Annotated in this window: 16 protein-coding genes, 2 pseudogenes and 1 riboswitch; of the genes and pseudogenes, 4 read left to right on the top strand and 14 right to left on the bottom strand. The window is 34.9% G+C overall.

The features are described from left to right. Positions 1-21: 21 nt before the first annotated feature. Positions 22-861 carry a hypothetical protein gene (locus DWV85_RS01150; protein ID WP_123137853.1) on the bottom strand — a complete coding sequence of 280 codons (840 nt, stop codon included), beginning with the start codon at positions 859-861 and terminating at the stop codon, positions 22-24. 81 nt (positions 862-942) lie between these two features. Continuing rightward, positions 943-3,213, bottom strand: a complete 2,271-nt coding sequence (locus tag DWV85_RS01145) for a YadA-like family protein (RefSeq protein WP_123137852.1) — start codon at positions 3,211-3,213, stop codon at positions 943-945. A 614-nt stretch (positions 3,214-3,827) separates the two neighbouring features. Here DWV85_RS01145 and DWV85_RS09350 point away from each other — a divergent pair. Continuing rightward, positions 3,828-3,977, top strand: a complete 150-nt coding sequence (locus tag DWV85_RS09350) for a hypothetical protein (protein WP_243632510.1) — start codon at positions 3,828-3,830, stop codon at positions 3,975-3,977. Between the two features lie 12 nt (positions 3,978-3,989). Further along, positions 3,990-4,439, top strand: a pseudogene (locus tag DWV85_RS01140) (acetate uptake transporter); the annotation flags it as partial. 171 nt (positions 4,440-4,610) lie between these two features. Here the strand turns inward: DWV85_RS01140 and DWV85_RS01135 are convergent. Then, on the bottom strand, positions 4,611-5,207 hold the full coding sequence (locus tag DWV85_RS01135) for a hypothetical protein (RefSeq protein WP_123137851.1): 597 nt from the start codon (positions 5,205-5,207) through the stop codon (positions 4,611-4,613). A gap of 178 nt (positions 5,208-5,385) precedes the next feature. On the opposite strand from DWV85_RS01135, the gene DWV85_RS09435 reads away from it, so the two are divergent. Further along, entirely contained in the window at positions 5,386-5,520 is a 135-nt protein-coding gene (locus DWV85_RS09435) for a hypothetical protein (protein WP_279387351.1), read from the top strand. Positions 5,521-5,779: 259 nt separating this feature from the next. Further along, positions 5,780-5,867, top strand: a riboswitch (ZMP/ZTP riboswitch). A gap of 89 nt (positions 5,868-5,956) precedes the next feature. Beyond that, entirely contained in the window at positions 5,957-7,168 is a 1,212-nt protein-coding gene (locus DWV85_RS01130) for an OFA family MFS transporter (RefSeq protein WP_123137850.1), read from the top strand. Between the two features lie 343 nt (positions 7,169-7,511). Here the strand turns inward: DWV85_RS01130 and DWV85_RS01125 are convergent, their stop codons facing one another. The 11 genes and pseudogenes from DWV85_RS01125 to infC form a co-directional block, all read right to left on the bottom strand. Continuing rightward, positions 7,512-8,864 (bottom strand): IS3 family transposase, encoded by a 1,353-nt coding sequence (locus tag DWV85_RS01125; protein ID WP_123137849.1) that lies wholly within the window; start codon positions 8,862-8,864, stop codon positions 7,512-7,514. Between the two features lie 94 nt (positions 8,865-8,958). Continuing rightward, the gene (locus DWV85_RS01120) at positions 8,959-9,873 is read right to left on the bottom strand and encodes a restriction endonuclease (protein WP_123137848.1); all 915 of its coding nucleotides are present in this window, start codon (positions 9,871-9,873) and stop codon (positions 8,959-8,961) included. Between the two features lie 85 nt (positions 9,874-9,958). After that, on the bottom strand, positions 9,959-11,206 hold the full coding sequence (locus DWV85_RS01115; RefSeq protein ID WP_123137847.1) for a hypothetical protein: 1,248 nt from the start codon (positions 11,204-11,206) through the stop codon (positions 9,959-9,961). Positions 11,207-11,341: 135 nt separating this feature from the next. Further along, entirely contained in the window at positions 11,342-11,896 is a 555-nt protein-coding gene (locus DWV85_RS01110) for a hypothetical protein (protein ID WP_123137846.1), read from the bottom strand. Positions 11,897-12,006: 110 nt separating this feature from the next. Continuing rightward, positions 12,007-12,234, bottom strand: coding sequence for a hypothetical protein (locus DWV85_RS01105; RefSeq protein ID WP_243632508.1), 228 nt, complete (start codon positions 12,232-12,234; stop codon positions 12,007-12,009). Between the two features lie 676 nt (positions 12,235-12,910). Next, positions 12,911-13,561: a hypothetical protein gene (locus tag DWV85_RS01095; protein WP_347736110.1), complete on the bottom strand. Its 651-nt coding sequence runs from the start codon at positions 13,559-13,561 to the stop codon at positions 12,911-12,913. Between the two features lie 275 nt (positions 13,562-13,836). Continuing rightward, a pseudogene (locus tag DWV85_RS01090) lies at positions 13,837-13,953 on the bottom strand (50S ribosomal protein L20); the annotation flags it as partial. Between the two features lie 37 nt (positions 13,954-13,990). Then, positions 13,991-14,545: a hypothetical protein gene (locus DWV85_RS01085; protein ID WP_123137844.1), complete on the bottom strand. Its 555-nt coding sequence runs from the start codon at positions 14,543-14,545 to the stop codon at positions 13,991-13,993. A 143-nt stretch (positions 14,546-14,688) separates the two neighbouring features. Then, positions 14,689-15,039 carry a 50S ribosomal protein L20 gene (rplT, locus tag DWV85_RS01080; protein WP_119563182.1) on the bottom strand — a complete coding sequence of 117 codons (351 nt, stop codon included), beginning with the start codon at positions 15,037-15,039 and terminating at the stop codon, positions 14,689-14,691. A 47-nt stretch (positions 15,040-15,086) separates the two neighbouring features. Beyond that, positions 15,087-15,284, bottom strand: a complete 198-nt coding sequence (rpmI, locus tag DWV85_RS01075) for a 50S ribosomal protein L35 (RefSeq protein ID WP_060919159.1) — start codon at positions 15,282-15,284, stop codon at positions 15,087-15,089. A 20-nt stretch (positions 15,285-15,304) separates the two neighbouring features. Then, the gene (infC, locus tag DWV85_RS01070) at positions 15,305-15,823 is read right to left on the bottom strand and encodes a translation initiation factor IF-3 (protein ID WP_038150063.1); all 519 of its coding nucleotides are present in this window, start codon (positions 15,821-15,823) and stop codon (positions 15,305-15,307) included. Between the last annotated feature and the right edge of the window lie 91 nt (positions 15,824-15,914).

Genomic DNA, 15,914 nt, shown 5'->3' with positions numbered 1-15,914 from the left:
ATATCAAATGAGTAGTATCGACTAATATAGATCCTCTTCAATAATAGTTTCCTTCGTTAAGTCCTCTTCGATATAACCAACCTTATCAGTCGCTTCATCTTCATCGCGTGTATCGATATAGATACTGATAAGAGCTAGTGCACCTTCTTCATTGAGGGTAGCAATGGCACTCATAGGGCCGTAGGTTAAGATTAATCCATCTTCTTCATCTCGAATGATATGAGGCACCGCATCAAAATGTTGGTTCATTAATTGATCAAAATAATCCTCTACATCAAGACCGCTTTCAAGGGTAATCGATTCAGCATCACCCTTTTGGAATACAACACGCGTGTCTTCATCGATGTACTGATAGAAATCGTCTACATCAACATTGGCTGTTTCTAACCACATACTTAAGGCCGTAAGCCAGTCTTTCACAGTAGTTGGAGGCATTGTAAAAGAATACTCACTTTCATCATCACCAAAACGAAGATCGTCATACTCAATACTGTAATTCTCCTGACTAGAAACGATACGGTCTACAAGGCCTTCATCATTTACATCTACAAAAATCATATATACGTAATTATCGTTGCTTTCATAGGAAACGGTTAAACCATGACGACCCTCGTGAAATAGCGCATCCTCCTCATACACATCGGTAATATGCATCACCTTGCACGTAACAGGCACATTATCAGCCTTGATGGACTCAGTCATAGAGGACAAAAACTCAACAGTTTCATTGCGGTTTCGTCCAATGATACCACGGCCCGTAGACATATATTCACAGTCGTCCGCCAAGATAGATTCGATGCCGTGAATATCAGCGGCTTCTAGAATAGCTTTTATTAATAAAAGAGCTTGTATTTCAGTCATAAGTTACCTCGCATAATACAACAGCCAACCACATTACATTATTGTAACATAGTCGGCTGTGTATAAATACAGAAAGCTATATTAAAGATCTAATTTAGCCATCATTTTATTAATTTGTTCTTGCATGGTATTGATTTTTTCGTCTTGTTGTTTAAGCTTTTCATCTTGGTCGTTAATAACCTTAATAAGCCCTGCCTTGGAATACTCCGCATAAGGATTACCTTTGCCAAATTTCAGACTAACACCTAGATTAAGGAGATCTTCGCCTCCGCCGAAACTTCCACCAATAGAGAATAAAGCTTTACTATTAGGGCGATAGAAAATACCAAGCGCCATGGCATTAGCGCCACGATAATTGCCATACCCGGCAGCAATATTCCATTTATCATATGGATCAAACTCCTGTGGATGTAGTGCAGCTAGTGCTGCCGCGCCTGCCCCTACACGCTTAACTCGACTATCCACCTGATTAATATGAGTATCCACTTGACTGAATCGGTGTTCCATAGTAGATGCAGATTCTGTGGCAATCCGTTTTAATTGAGCTACATTGACCGCATCTGTATCTTCACTACCGGCTGCAACATTCGTAATTTGGCGTGTCAAAACCGTATTCCCTGTTGAATCTCCTACCGAAAGGGCTGCTGCTGTGGACTTCCAAGTTGGGGAACCTTCTGTAGAGGTAGCATTTCTAGAAGGATCATAGCCAGCAATCCCTTTATCTCTAGAAGCTACTGAATCACTACCTAACGCTACACCACCATTATTTTTAACATCCGTATTATATCCGAGCATAACAGCATTTTCAATATTAGCCGTATTGCGTCTCGTAGGAACTATTTCCTTAACCGTATATTTAGTTTCACTACCATCCCAAGAATTTTTAAGGGTCTTTGTTACTTCTTTTTCCTCTGAAGCCATAGAGCCTAGCACGATATTATGTTTGCCACCATCAAGCTTATGAAAGTCACCGATAACCACATTGTCTTCGCCATTTTTTAGACTATTACCTGTACCAACTACTGTAGTTCGGCTGATGTTACTACCTTCATTGCCATATCCACTCATGTTATTATAAACATTCATGTGCCCTTCTTGGCCTTTTAACGCATTATTAGTACCCGATATCTGGGAACGTATCGTATAATCAACGCTATTACTATTCCCTAAAATAGATACGGCTCCGGCATGACCCGCCATATAGGCCTTCATATTTTTACGACCAGCCTCTACGGTGGTTCTCTCATGATTTCCATTTATCTTATCCATACCGGCTATTTCAGCACTTTCAAGATGAAAGTTCCCCAAAGTAGTCCCTAATTCAGGAAGAGGTATCACAGAGGCCTTAGAATTCGTTACTTCATTCCCAGAACCTACAATCATGGTTCCCGTTGATCCGGAGGCTCTATTCAAACTACCAGTTATCGTATTACCGATACTATCAGCTTCATCATTTTCAGTTGAAGTACTTTCAATACTATTAAAACTACCATATGATGATGAAAATGCGCCCGATGAACGACTCATTTCTGTTCCACCTTCTATAACGGAACCATGACCAGTTAGCGTTTGGAAAATATTATTGGCCTTTGAATGATTACCAATGACAACACTGCCACCGGATGAATTAGATGAATGATACCCGATAATAGTGCTACTTCTACCGACTGTATATTTTTTATCCCTCGGATCACTTTCTGATTTTTCGGCCTGTTCCGCCGGAGACATACTCCCTATAACAACAGAATCTCTTATGGTATCAAGATTTTGATTGTCCCCGATAACAATACCTGCAGCAGGACCGCCAGCAGACTCTACACTATATTCAGCTTTGTTATTGTTCCCAATAACGGTCAATGAATCCCATTCATTTCGATAGGTGTCATTACCACGAAGGAAATTGCCTCTACCGATTGTCAAATCAGACGTATTCGGCTCCCGCCCTGTTTTATGCTTATAATCCGTAACAGTTCCCTTATCACGAGCAATTAATGTGTTATTGTCACCAATAACATGCTGTCTACGACTACCTTGAACGGTATTGTTTGAACCTACAATTCGCACATCTTCACTGCCCATGGAGTTAACTGGTTTCCCCTTCTCGTTTGGAAAGGTTTTACTGATTGTGTTATTATCCCCTACGATAGTAGCATTTTTACCACTAGTTACCGTATTCTTTTTACCGGTAATATTGGTATTATCACTAGCTAAATACTCATTACCATTACCATCAGTAACAGGAGTTTCGCCATAAACAGGACTACCCCATAAACAACCGCACGTACTTGTTACTAAAACAGCAGTCAAGAGAGCTTTATACCTGCTTGGCTGTTGCCCCATTTTCTTTTCCATGTTCTACGCCCCTTTTATATAACAACACAAAAAATACATCACATAATAACAAACGTTTCTAATTAAAGGGTACGCCTATTACATAGGGCTTGTCAAAATGTTAAAAATTATGCGCTAAGCCTTTTGATTTTCTCAACGTACATCATATATCAACACATCATTTATCACTAATTCTAATAAATGATTATGTGAATATAATTTAATAATTGAACTCAATTAGGAAATACCTAGGTCCTATGCACCAAATACATCGACAAGCGTTAAATAATATCCTAGATAGCATTGTACTCCTTAATCTATAACAAATTTATATACATTAAATACTAATTCTGATAAAAGCGTAGAAATATATAAGGTTAAAATCTTATTCCTCATTATTTCTTCGCTTTTTATATGTTTTTAACGTATTTCTTTATATGCGTTTTAGGCATACATCTATGACTCACTCTATTGCTCTAAAACTGTGATATATGTTACATTTATGAGGCAGTACTTTCACAATGGTTATCTGTCAATTCAGTACACACAGTATTTAATAGGAGATAACAATAGTTGTAATCATGTGAAGATTTGGCTGTGTAGTTGTAGTTAGTTGACAGAGAAATGAGGAACAAATGGAAAAGGAAGTAAGAAAAGTTGAAATGAGTGAAAATGTGGCAGATCCTACTGGTCTTGGTCTACTTGGTCTCGCTGTAGTATGTTTTGTGGTATCCACGTCCCGTGTAGGCTGGTCTGGCCCAACAACATCCGTTATTATACCTTAGGCTGTTTTATTAGGTTCATTGGCCCAATTAATGGCAAGCTATTTTGATTTCAAGAAAAACAATCCATTTGGATCCGTTGTATTTGGTGCGTACGGTTTATTCTGGTCTGCAATGGCTGGCGTTTGGTTGATCCAAATGGGCTCCTTCGGTCCTGAAATTCATAAAGGTTTTGATGTAACACAATTAGCATTTGCTTTTGTGGGCTTCTTAATCTTTTCTATCTTTGGTACTATTGCATCTTTAAAAACAAACAAAGTTGTATTCGCTATTATGCTCTTAATCTGCTTCCTATTCTTCGGTCTAGCAACAGACCTATTCTTAGGTGGCAAAACAGGCTTTTTCGCTCTTGCAGCATGGTCTGAATTATTCATATCCCTCTTGGGCTTCTACGGTTCTGGTGCTGTACTTGTTAACAAAGTATTCGGTAAAACTATATTTCCTTTAGGTAAAAGCATATTATAATAGTTTGAAAACTATATAAACTCTTGCACAACAAAAGAGGTTCCTAATGGTCACAAGTTGACTCATAGGAACCTCTTTTAAATTTACTTTTACTATACCCGTTCAGCTAAATATTACAGACTGACTAAATACATTAGGATAAACAAATATGGAAGTCTAATCAAATACACCTTATTTATAACTAAACTGCGCATCCATAATCATCTGGCGCAACTGCTCAATGCGAACACCATTTGGTAGCTTGTCTCTATAAAACTGCAACTTATAATAGTAACGAGTGTCTTCATAATCAGTAACTAATACCATATCCGTCCTATTATGTAATGGCCAGCCATACATAAATTCGGCTAGTAAACTGCGCACACCATCATTATCGACCTCTGTTACATCATGCTTAACAGGCAATACCATCTTTACCGTAGGTTCAGGAATCGTTCTATCTTTAATAAGCTGATTAACCTCATCATCTAGAGTAGGGCTATTACTATCAATAGATCTAGCCTTAATATGCATAAACACATCATCAGAAGTTCTAAACACTCTACCGTCAATATCCTTTGTTTCCCCTTTTGTTTCTATCGATTCTTTCAATACACGAAATTGATACGGTCCATAAAACTTTGTTGCTGTAATAGCATCTAACACCTCATCATATTGACCATTATGTACATTTGTAACATGTATGATAGGTTTTGTATCCACTGCTTGTGAAAGCATTGGTCTAGCTAAACATAAACCTAAGCTTAGTAGTATAATATAACGTTTCATATGAGTTTCCCTCTCCCTAAAAACTATTATCTTATTTGTATTGTAACATAATTATCTATCCTATAATAATAATTACAAAACGAAAGAGGTTCCTATTGGTCACCTAGGTGACTATTAGGAACCTCTAATCTATTTACTTTTATTATCCACAACACTATATTGAACTTGAGGCCGCTAAATGGGTCCAGCCTTTGCTAATCTTCTAGAGATTGGCGGTGATCAATATGAGTACATTCAAAGTGTTATCACTCATGATTTCCTTTGGCATACTTGTAGCGACCATTATCATGGCAGCAAAGTGATTAACCTCTAGCTAAAAGCTAGCTTTCTAATCGTGGTATGAAAAAAGGCCCGACATTGAGAGTCAGACCGTTTCTTCAACATTAAATTCTAGAAGCGAAGTCTGGCGTCGAAACCATTTATGCCTCACTTTGATATAAATTATATCATATTTAAATAAGGAAAGGAATCTAAGGATTTCTTTCCTTGTTTTCTTTTATAAATCCTCATAGTGCATACGATAGTGACTTATATCACCGACAAGATGTCCTTTCAATTGCTATATTTGTAATATATTTCTACTGGGCTGACGGATACGTAGAATTAACTACATGCACAGTAGCACACATCGTGTGATAGCCGACCGTCTGGGCAAGCTTTTGTTCAGATGGTCTTTTTTATTGCCTTCCCGTAACAAATGCTTCTTTATCTATATCTGAATATCTCACCTATATGAAAGGAGTTTTCTTATGAGAAATCGTTGGTTTATTGCATTAGCAGCCATTGGTCTGCACATATCCATTGGTAGCGTATATGCGTGGAGTGTACTCACACGTCCTATTATGGCAGATATGGGTTTTACTTTATCGCAAACAACATGGACATTCTCATTAGCCATTTTAATGCTCGGACTATCTGCGGGCTTTCTTGGATCCTTTGCAGAAAAAATTGGTCCTAAAAAAAGTGGACTTCTTGCTATGTTATTCTGGGTAACCGGATTATTGGGTACGGCCTATGCACTTAGCATACACAATCTTACCTTACTCTATCTCTTCTACGGCATCATCGGTGGCATTGGACTAGGCATTGGTTATATAACACCAGTTTCTACGCTCGTGAAATACTTTCCAAATCGCCCAGGATTTGCTACTGGTTTAGCTATTATGGGTTTTGGGTTTGCTTCTCTCATTGCAGGGCCTCTTATGCAATACCTTGTAGCTCAGGTTGGATTGGTAGATACTTTCATTATCCTCGGTGTAATCTATCTCGTAATTATGGGCGCCTCTTCGCTCTATTTGAAAGCACCTAAACCAAAACACCCAACTCGAACTAGTAAGGATAGATCTACTATGTACGTTCATACCCATGGTATGCTAGCCAATGATGCCATGAAAACTTGGCAATTCGGTGCCCTTTGGTGGGTATTCTTTATTAATATTACCTGTGGTATAGGCCTACTATCCTTAGCGTCTCCTATGGCCCAAGAAGCCATTGGTATGACACCTACAGCAGCTGCATCACTGGTTGGTATTATCGGTATTTTCAATGGTGGGGGACGTATTGCGTGGTCTACTATCTCTGATTACCTTGGGCGAGCACAAACTTACATACTATTCTTTATTATAGAAATCGTCGCATTCTATCTACTCGCCCAAACCAATAGCGCGCTAACATTCCAAATTCTAATCCTTCTCATTATCACATGCTATGGCGGCGGATTCTCCTGTATGCCAGCATATCTAGCTGACCTCTATGGTATACGTCAACTATCGACTATTCATGGCCGTATTCTAACTGCTTGGGGATTAGCGGGCATCGCAGGCCCTATGCTCGTATCATACTTTCACGAAGCAGGATATGGCTATACTACTGCTTTAGAATGTTTTGCCGCTCTATTTGTGTTAAATACAATTATTGCTATAGTCCTGAAATTATACGGAAAACGAGAGTTACACAACTAATAACTCCATTTAAACATGAAGAAACGGCCTGACATGATGTCAGACCGTTTTTTCAATTATAAATACTAGAAGCGAAGTCTGGCAACCGAACCATTTATGCCTCACTTGGGTATAAATTATATCATATCTAAACAGGGAAAGGAGACTAAGGATTTCTTTCCTTGTTTTGTTTTATAGACCTTTATTGTACATATAAATTCTTTATAGAAACATCTATAGTAACCTATACCTTATAATCTAGTAATCTACTATAATCATTGCAATTTAAAGGGAAAAGACCTGACAAATGATCTGCACCCATTTTCTTGGACAGATATAATTAAGCTACTTTTTGGGAATGAGTTCAGTATTCTACCGGACTCATTCCTTTTAATTTGAGCTTAATGCGTTTTGTATTGTAATAATTAATATAATCCTTTAATTTGTTGATAAAATCTTCATAGGAAGCAAACTTTTCTAAATATAACAACTCTGACTTCAACAAACCAAAAAAGTTTTCCATCACGCTATTATCTAAACAGTTACCTTTTCGAGACATACTTTGGATAATAGTGTGATTTTTTAATGTTTCTTGATAAGTACTATGCTGGTACTGCCATCCTTGATCTGAATGTAAGATGCAGCCTTTGCTATTTGGTCTATTCCTAAAAGCTTTATCCAGCATAGATAACACCTGTGTTAATACAGGTCGTTCTGATATTTCATAGGATACAATTTCACCATTATACAGATCTAAGATTGGTAATAAATAAACCTTACGCCCAAACACGTGAAATTCGGTAATATCTGTGGTCCATTTTTGATCTGGCTTTGTTGCAGTAAAGTTTCGCTTAATAATATTGGGAGCGACTTTTCCTTCAGTACCTCTATATGAGCGGTATTTCTTTAGTTGAACTTTACATGTTAAGTTTTCTTCCTTCATAATACGCATTACAACTTTATGGTTTATGTGAATGCCTAATTTATGCAATGCTATTGTAATTCGGTGATACCCATAACGTCCTTTATTCATCGCCACAAGCGTGCGAATAGCCTCTCGTTCCTCTGCATATTTGTCTCCCTTTTTTATGCTAGCTAAACGTGCATAATATGTACTACGACTAATGCCAAAGTACTCAAGCATAAACTGAAGGGGATATATTTTTCTTAATCTTTCGATGGCAATTGTTTGTGCTTTTTTTACAGCTCTATTGGGTTTAGCAATTTCACGCATTTCTTTCATAAAGTCATCGTAAAAAGACATTTCATATTTCAACCGAGCAATTTCAGCTTCTAGTTCTTTAATCCGTTCTTTATCTGATTTAATACTTTGATCTTTTTTGGGAGGTATTAGTTCTTTCGGTTTCATAGATGGTCTACCTTTATGCTTGGGGTACAATCCCAAAATTCCTTCGTCTAAATACCGCTTTTGCCATGCTGCAATTAGGCTAGGATTATCTAAATTAAATAATTCTGCTGTTTCTTTAAAGGATAACTTATCTTTCCACCTAGTTTCAAGAACTTTACGTTTAAAATCTGCTGAAAATACTCGTTTACTTATTTTATGAGTCAAATTCTGACTAAGTTTAAACTTGTATAGCCAATTTCTTACAGTACTTTCTGGAACTTCAAGCTCTTTAGCAATTCTAAAGCGACTCCATCCTTTTTCAGAAAGATAAATAGCCTTTTCTTTTACTTCTTTTGAATGTTTTGACATAAAAAACTGCACCTCCAAAAATTGTGTCCAATTTTTGGGGTGCAGTTCAAAAAATCAGTTCTTTTTTATACTTACTAGCTTATAAACAGTAATATTATTCTTCCAGATAGAAATCACCTAGTATATAGGTTATAACAGGAGTAATATTTACTCTATATTTTATTACTAAATTAATCAGTTCACTACCATCGATAAGAGTAATAGGCTTTCCTTCAGCGGCAGCCCTACGTGCCTGTTCAGTAAAAAGACTATTGGTAATAAATACTCCATAGTCAGCTTGAAATTTACTCATTGCACCAAGAAATTGATTGATTTCAGGTTCACCGACTTTATTAGTATTATACCGCTTACATTGTATAACAACTCTTGTGGTTCTAAAGTCATCATCTTCTCGATGATAGCCGTAACCATCAATGCCGCCATCATTAGAAACTTTAATTCCCTGTTCTGTAAACTTAACACCCATTTTGGTAAGCAAAAGTCTTGCAAATTGCTCAAACTTTAAAGGAGACATCTTCGCAATCGATTGTTGCAACTCTGTTCTAAAATCATCAATTGGCTCTCTATCTGCTACAGTATCGCGTTCATTATCTTCTTCCAATTCAGAAAGACTTTTATCTCTTAATTTCTTCTTTAAACGACTTTCCTCCCAATAAGCTTTGGCTTTCTCTCTAACATCAGCTTCAACATCTAATGTCGTTATATTAATAGCAATACCCTGTTGAGTTAATGTTATTTGTGGGTTATATGGCACATAAGAAAGTAAATTTACATAATTCAACTCTTTAATTGCAAAATTAAATTTAAAATTAAATTTTTTATATTGATTTCCTGTTTTCTTAGATGTATAAAGCTTTTGTTCAAATTCCGCAATACGCTCATCCATATCACAGATTCTTTCTCGAAGCTCAGATTTATCCAATTCACCACCAGCTTCTTGTAACACCTTTAAAATTGGCTTAATTAAAAATGATATTTGTTCCTCTGAATCTAGTGTATCAAAGTACATCACTATCTCCTTTATTATATATAGAAAAATCAATAAATTTACTCATACTCAAAAAAATTAAATGGCTATAATGTAAATATTATTATCAATCTCTTGCTAAATAAAGTGACTCCAAAAGCTGTCTTCCTTGTGTATCTGCAGGTAACGCCTCATAAGCCGTTTTATATAGATTCTTCATCCCCCATGATTCTCTAATTTGTTTATTTGTATTATCGGCCATTGAAATATTATCAAAATGTTCTTCAGTTAAATAAGTTATCAATGGAATCACTAAGTATTCAAATTTCTGTTCTGCATCAAGAAAAGAACTTGCTGAGCAGAATCGATTTACAGCAATATCAGCTATCTGCACATCTTTATTATATGTTATAAAATCCCTTAGTACTTGATCATCATATACTTTTATTTTATCTAAAACTTTAGCTGATAAAACAGAAATCCTATATGCACCTATTAAATACAAAATATCATCAGTTGAATCTAAAAATGTTTCGAGTTTAACAATCGTAGCTTGATTTATATATTGCTCTATATTATTTAGTAAAGATAACGTTGCCATCATAAAAGAATATCTAGACTCTGGCACATTCATAATAAGACCATCTAACTTTTCACTTAATATACTCTCGACCATATATGTTTCAAGAAATTTTATACATTCAAATGCTACTTTAAAATGACCGATAAGTGTTGGATTTGATTCCTCTAATAGTAAACGCTTTAATATAATAATAAAAACATTTCGCTTAACAGTATCCTTTACATCTTTAAATAATTCATTCTGAAATAAACATTTAGCTTTTTCAAGCTGGCTGGGAAATATAAATTCTGACTCTATCAACTTAATAATTCTATCTATCATTACACGCCCTTGAATTGGGGGTCTTGATAACATCATATCAACTAAATTATCAATATGCACACGTGCTATATGTGCTGAAAAATTATACGGTAATAAATCTTCATCTAAAGATGGATGAGCACATAAATTTCTATCAAAATGTAATCTTCGTAACATCTCATACTCAGTAGCATTAATAAACATATATTTAGTATATGCATTTTTTAGTACTTGTTGTTCGAAAGTTAACGATCCATGTATATCGTTCTTCTCAATCAATTTCTTTAACTTTTCATATTCCGCTTTTGCAACATCATCATTATTCCCAGCTAATTCTTCTAATTTATATACATAATCATAAATAAGTGTTGTCCAAAGTTGTGTTATAGTAGCCCTATAAGCACCACCTTTATAACAATTCAAAGCCTCTTTAAAATATTCTTTCGTTTGACTATTCCTACATTGTGATAATAATTCGTCAAAATCTCTCATTTTTACCTCTTTAATACAATTATATTATTTAACCTTTTATTCCCCTACTTATAAAAAGTAATAAACAGCTCAAAGACCTAATATTACTTTTAACCATATATTGACTCAATATGAGTGGTACTCTAAATATTTAGCTTAACCTTTATTCTGTGTTTTATCTACTTTTAGTCTATTAGGAATTAACTCTTGCCAATTTTCATCAATTGAATTAATTCCATATTCTTTAGCTAATAAATCGCATATACTTATAACATTTTCTATTAACTTATAAGCAGTTTCACAATATGAATCAATAGCACAATCAACGTCAACACATTCTAAAGATTGTAACCCAAATTTTGTATATTCAGACTCTCGAATAAACAGAAAAAACCTTCCAACTATATCATCATGTAAAACATAAATTTGATCATCAACTTCGATTTCAGGAATTGAACAATACCATTGAAAATGTCCAGTAGAGCAATAATAATTTCCTTCATCATCTTTATATAAAGTTGTTAATGCATTGTCATGATTATTAATAGATTTTGCTAATATAAAGCAGTAATCTTGTAGTTGATGATAAAGTTTTAAAGCTATTTTTATACGTTGAATCTCTACTTCTTTTTTATTCTTATACCAATTTAAACCTATTGGTCCCAAAAGACTAGCAAATAAAACAGTAATAAATTGTATAAAGTAATCCATAATTATTTCAACTCATCTCTCAACGGAACAACTTCATCAAATAAGCACTCTTCCCATGCTTCTATCATATATTGAGGATATGAGAAAGGATCTGCATCTTTATCTGGGTGTTATTGAACATATACTGGATAATTAACAGTGCCTACTATCCTATTTTTATTATATATATCTTCACCAACTGTAGATTGATTCACAGATACCATAAGTTCATCTATATCAACACACCATTTTGATGCAAAATCTTCAACAATAGAATCATATGTCTTGGTAAAGTATTCTCGTTTAATTTTCAATAAATTACTACCTTTATCTATTTTCTTATATTGATTAGCACTCATCTTACCGCGTAAACTATCAGCAGCACTAAATAATTTTTGATTTAATTCGGCACCTATAATATCTCCTAACTTTTCATGATTTATTCATAGTAATTAATTTTATTCTACTACAAAAAATGCCACATATAAACACTTTACTCCAGTAATAGTGAAAATATGTGGCAAAGTTTACACACATCAATAATATGTAACTATTCTTGTGTTTTAACTATCAATTCACCCTAAAGAATATTACTTCTTCCCTACCAATCCATAGCTCATATCCACCAGCATCTTTAATTTTTCCTCATCCTCATATCGTTCTATATCCACCGATATCGAATGTTGTTTATTCATATGATATGAAGGATAGATCCCATTTTCACGAATTAAGTTAGGAATTAAATCCGGATCGCATTTCAGATTAACTATCTCTATCGGTTCATTTATATTAAGTCCTAATCGAACACCTCTAATATTAAAAATCAAAGCGAACCACTTTTGATTATCTCTGCGTCAAATTACTACATAGTTAGGGTATTTTTCCCATGGATAGTCCACATCACAAATATATTCTTGCTGAATATATTGAATTATTTCATTACGATTCATTACATTCGACCTCTACTTTCAAAATAATTTATTTTGTATATCTGTGAATATCCCCCCTATGGTCCTACTAGTTATATTGATTTATCTACCAATTATTCATACGATTAAAATACTCAATCGCCTCCGGACTAAATTCAATAAATGTAACGCCATCATTAAACGGTCCCAAAACATATGGTTGATATATCAGTTTTACATAGCCGTTACCCGGTAAGTAGTAATTATCCGTAACATCCATTATATGTTTATATTTTGGTAGATACGTCTTTCTTTTACTAGCACTTGTGTAAAAGTTTAATATATCTTCATTTATACCATCTTCTAACTGTTGAGCATTAGCAACTCTTACATAGTTATATAAAGGTATCCTTTGACCGGTATTTTTATCATACACCAAGCCTCTAGTGCTATAAGTTCCATGAGCTGCACCTTTATAATTCTCACCTGTATTTAGCAAAATAGAGATAACTTGATCATCTTCATAAGTAACTTCATAACCTTGAAAAACCTCATAAGCTATACCATTGTAATAATCCTCTTTTGCTTTCAATACATAGATCCAAATGTTATTAAAAATAGCGGTTTGTGCAACTTTATTATCTGTATAGACGACTGGATATGTTAAACGTAGTTTTCCCTCTACTATAGTTTCAGGTACAACGCTTGCATAGCTAACCCCTGCTACCATAATTCCTAAAACAGTAGCGCTACATAGTTTTTTTAACATTCCCATCATGAGTCCCCCCCTTTTAATTAAGCACCTCATAAAAAGATTCCTTATTGTCTAATTTCTACATACTAAATAGAATATCCTTTTTTCAAAATATAGTTATCATGCTCAATTAAACCTTTGAATTCTCATTAATTAAAATAGATATTCATTATGCTCCCTTAAATAATAAAACTAATTGTATAGCAAAAAATTAACATGATACCAATAATTACAAAAAATTTTTTACCATACAAAAAAGGACCCTCCAAAGAGAGTCCTTACTATGTATTGTTATGTTATTAAGCGTTTTTAGCTACTTCAACAAGTTTAGCGAATGCTACTGCATCGTTAACTGCCAAGTTAGCCAACATTTTACGGTTAACTTTAACACCCGCTTTAGTCAAGCCAGCGATGAAATCTTCCATCTTTGTATTTCAAATAAACTCATTTATCTTATTTCTTATGAAGAGTCATATTTTCAAAAGCTGTACCATAAGCTTCTTTAAAGATATAGTTACCCACAACATATTTAGGATCATGCAGAGCTACATCAACGTATTGTTCTGGAATATTACCGAAATTCCCTAAAGCCACACCTTCATAATTAAAATCTTCCACACTATTTATTGTTAATTTCATACCAGAGCTAGCTTGTTTAGCATATATGAGAAGTGAATAATCTTGTACATACTGTGGAGTACGTAATACGCTGGCTACAGAATGGTTTATATCATAACGATAAGTAACTAAAACCTTGTGAATATATGAGTTAGTTCTACGACTATTATTATTTTCAACCTCATATACAACGGCCTGTGCTTTATAAATAAACTGGTTCTCTTCTACTCTTTTAATGGAACTTTTATCTACAAAATACGTAATAGCATTTTTTCCTGTAAGAATAGGAACATTGTTCTTATCATTTTTAATAGCTTCCATCGATATAGCTTGGATCTGTAATGGTATTACCATACATACTAACAATAACATAGAAAATAACTTTTTCATTATTTTAATTCCCCTCTTTCAATATTTATCACACACATTATATGTATAGGATATCATATTATAAAAGTATTGATAATCTATTACTTTCACCATACAAAAAAAGGACCCTCCAAAGAGAGTCCTTATTATGTATTGTTATGTTATTAAGCGTTTTTAGCTACTTCAACAAGTTTAGCGAATGCTGCTGCATCGTTAACTGCCAAGTCAGCCAACATTTTACGGTTAACTTCAACGCCTGCTTTAGCTAAACCAGCGATGAAACGGCTGTAAGTCAAGCCATTGATGCGAGCCGCTGCGTTGATACGAGCGATCCACAATTGACGGAATTCGCGTTTTTTCGCACGACGGTCACGACGAGCGTAGTACAACGCTTTCATTACTGTTTCGTTAGCTTTTTTGAACAAACGAGAACGTGTACCGCGGTAACCTTTAGCTAATTTTAAAATCTTTTTATGACGTGCATGAGCTGTAACGCCCTTTTTCACTCTTGCCATTGTATATTCCTCCTAAATTACGATATTATCGATCTAATAGTTAACGATTAAGCGTATGGTAAGCATTTAGCTACGCGTTTGTGGTCAGCTTTTGCAACCAATGTAGCTTTACGTAAATTACGTTTACGAGCTGGAGATTTCTTTTCAAGAATGTGGCTTTTGAAAGCTTTTGCACGCTTGAATTCACCAGTACCAGTTGCAGAGAAACGTTTAGCCGCAGCGCGACGAGTTTTAATTTTTGGCATAATATAATCCTCCCAATACCTTACTTACTTACTAAAATCATGGTCATGTTACGACCTTCTAATTTAGCTGCTTTTTCAATAGACGCCGTTTCTTTGAGTTCTTCAGCAAAACGTGTCAACACTGCCATGCCTAGTTCTGGATGTGAAAGTTCACGACCGCGGAACATGATGGTTACTTTTACTTTGTTACCTTCAGCCAAGAATTTGGATGCGTTTTTCATTTTTACGTAAAAGTCATGGTCTTCAATATGTGGACGTAATTTGACTTCTTTCAAAGTTACGATTTTTTGTTTCTTTTTCGCTTCTTTCTCGCGTTTTTGTTGTTCATAACGATATTTACCGTAGTTCATAATGCGAGCTACTGGTGGTTTAGCGTTAGGTGCAATTTCCACAAGATCAAGATGCTGTTCTTCAGCCAATGCCAAAGCCTCACGGCCAGACATAATACCGATTTGTTCGTTTTCAGGACCTACGACACGAAGTTCACGAGCACGAATTTCTTCATTAATGCGTGGTGTATCCTTGCTAATAGCGTTCACCTCCAAGAGAATAAAAAAAACGGATGGCAAACACCATCCGAATAGAATTCTCTATTATTAACCTCATACTTCATGGTATTAGGTGAGTGGC

The sequence above is a fragment of the Veillonella sp. AF13-2 genome, assembly GCF_003603295.1.
Lineage (GTDB): Bacteria > Bacillota > Negativicutes > Veillonellales > Veillonellaceae > Veillonella > Veillonella parvula_E.
This window is presented reverse-complemented; position numbering and strand designations above follow the sequence as displayed.

Bases quoted from the DNA above. Each gene is read 5' to 3' on its own strand.
- DWV85_RS01150 (WP_123137853.1), bottom strand. From the start codon at position 861: ATGACTGAAATACAAGCTCTTTTATTAATAAAAGCTATTCTAGAAGCC.
- DWV85_RS01145 (WP_123137852.1), bottom strand. From the start codon at position 3,213: ATGGAAAAGAAAATGGGGCAACAGCCAAGCAGGTATAAAGCTCTCTTG.
- DWV85_RS09350 (WP_243632510.1), top strand. From the start codon at position 3,828: ATGGAAAAGGAAGTAAGAAAAGTTGAAATGAGTGAAAATGTGGCAGAT.
- DWV85_RS01135 (WP_123137851.1), bottom strand. From the start codon at position 5,207: ATGAAACGTTATATTATACTACTAAGCTTAGGTTTATGTTTAGCTAGA.
- DWV85_RS09435 (WP_279387351.1), top strand. From the start codon at position 5,386: ATGGGTCCAGCCTTTGCTAATCTTCTAGAGATTGGCGGTGATCAATAT.
- DWV85_RS01130 (WP_123137850.1), top strand. From the start codon at position 5,957: ATGAGAAATCGTTGGTTTATTGCATTAGCAGCCATTGGTCTGCACATA.
- DWV85_RS01125 (WP_123137849.1), bottom strand. From the start codon at position 8,864: ATGTCAAAACATTCAAAAGAAGTAAAAGAAAAGGCTATTTATCTTTCT.
- DWV85_RS01120 (WP_123137848.1), bottom strand. From the start codon at position 9,873: ATGTACTTTGATACACTAGATTCAGAGGAACAAATATCATTTTTAATT.
- DWV85_RS01115 (WP_123137847.1), bottom strand. From the start codon at position 11,206: ATGAGAGATTTTGACGAATTATTATCACAATGTAGGAATAGTCAAACG.
- DWV85_RS01110 (WP_123137846.1), bottom strand. From the start codon at position 11,896: ATGGATTACTTTATACAATTTATTACTGTTTTATTTGCTAGTCTTTTG.
- DWV85_RS01105 (WP_243632508.1), bottom strand. From the start codon at position 12,234: ATGAGTGCTAATCAATATAAGAAAATAGATAAAGGTAGTAATTTATTG.
- DWV85_RS01095 (WP_347736110.1), bottom strand. From the start codon at position 13,561: ATGATGGGAATGTTAAAAAAACTATGTAGCGCTACTGTTTTAGGAATT.
- DWV85_RS01085 (WP_123137844.1), bottom strand. From the start codon at position 14,545: ATGAAAAAGTTATTTTCTATGTTATTGTTAGTATGTATGGTAATACCA.
- rplT (WP_119563182.1), bottom strand. From the start codon at position 15,039: ATGGCAAGAGTGAAAAAGGGCGTTACAGCTCATGCACGTCATAAAAAG.
- rpmI (WP_060919159.1), bottom strand. From the start codon at position 15,284: ATGCCAAAAATTAAAACTCGTCGCGCTGCGGCTAAACGTTTCTCTGCA.